The 1,341-nt window shown below is 67.0% G+C and carries 1 protein-coding gene; it reads right to left on the bottom strand.

The genetic code is table 11. From position 1 onward, the window contains the following. Window positions 1–95 precede the first annotated feature (95 nt). Entirely contained in the window at window positions 96–1,073 is a 978-nt protein-coding gene (locus A9W96_RS01750; protein WP_067137619.1) for an LLM class flavin-dependent oxidoreductase, read from the bottom strand. Between the last annotated feature and the right edge of the window lie 268 nt (window positions 1,074–1,341).

Genomic DNA, 1,341 nt, shown 5'->3' with positions numbered 1-1,341 from the left:
ACCAGTTTCAGGTCGGGGCGGCGCCGGATGGCATCGATCGCGTTCGACCCGACTCCCCCCGTCGACCACACGACAACCCGCATCAGCAGCTCTCCTCACTGGTCGTGCGCCCGCGCGGCGGCGGCCGCGGCGCGCTCGAGATAGGGCCAGGCCACCTCCGGTGCGACGCCGCCACACAGCGGATGCAACGGCAACAGTCGCCCGCCGCGCATGTAGTCGATCGCCTCCTCGGGGGTGAAAATGCGGTACGGGCCGCCGTCTTCGCGCAGCGCGTCGACGCTGTCGGCGCGGGTGATGCTGGCGACCGAATCGTCGTCGGGGCGATAGGACGCCGCCATGAGCGCGTCGTGCAACAGGTGCGGGCCCAAGTCATCCCAGGCCTGATCGACGTCGTCGGCAACGAAAACCGTTGTGGGAAGCCCCGGCACGGGAAACTGGATGATTCCCGGTTCGTGCCCGTGGGCGCGGCATTGCTCTTCGTAGAACTCTTTCAAGCCGGGCGACTCGGTCTGGGAAATGAAGCCGAGTCCGAGGGCACCGGCGCGTCGTGCGGCGGCCTTGCTGCCGCCGGCGATGAGCACCATCGGTCCGTTGGCCGATCCACATGCCGGGGTGACGCGGACCGTGCGGCCGCGATATTCGACCGGTTCACCGCGCACCAGCGGGCCGAGCACGGCAAGGATTTCATCCGCTGCCCGGCCGCGGCCGGCCATGTCGATGCCGAAGTGGTCGTACTCCTGGATTCGGTGCCCGACCCCGAACGCATAGGACACCCGCCCCTTGCTGATCAGGTCCAACACGGCGATTTCCTCGGCGAGCCGGACGGGATCCCACAGCGGTATCGGCACCGCGGCCAGCTGGATGGCCAAGGTTTGTGTTCGGGCCGCGACCGCCGACGCCAGCAGCAACGGCACGGGAAGATGACCGTCGTCGGTGCCGTGGTGCTCGGAGAGCACCGCCAACACGGCGCCGCGCGTCTCCGACCATGCGCACATGTCGATGGCCGCGGCGTACAGATCGGCGGCCGGTGCGCCCCAACGCGGGGCGCGCATGTCGAACCGAAGCGTGAACATCAGCAGGCGTCGCCCATGTGACGACATGCCAAACGCTCGTCGGGCCTCACCGATGCAGACTAACCTAAAATTTGTTCATTAAGATAGTGCCCGCTTTCTTAAACCCTTGACCGCGTCGATTCGCGGTTGTAGTTTCCAAGTCGAATGCTCGGTGACACCGGCCACCCGCCGTTGACGTAAGGGCAACGGCCGCCCCGGCTTTCGCGTTCGCGCGGCGCGCACGCACCTGAGGAGGAACAAGATGACGGCTCATCGCGTGGTGGTGTGG

The sequence above is a fragment of the Mycobacterium sp. 1245852.3 genome, from assembly GCF_001669335.1.
In the GTDB taxonomy this organism is placed as follows: Bacteria; Actinomycetota; Actinomycetes; order Mycobacteriales; family Mycobacteriaceae; genus Mycobacterium; species Mycobacterium europaeum_A.
This window is presented reverse-complemented; position numbering and strand designations above follow the sequence as displayed.

Coding starts and splice junctions, on each gene's coding strand:
- A9W96_RS01750 (WP_067137619.1), bottom strand. CDS start 1,073: ATGTTCACGCTTCGGTTCGACATGCGCGCCCCGCGTTGGGGCGCACCG.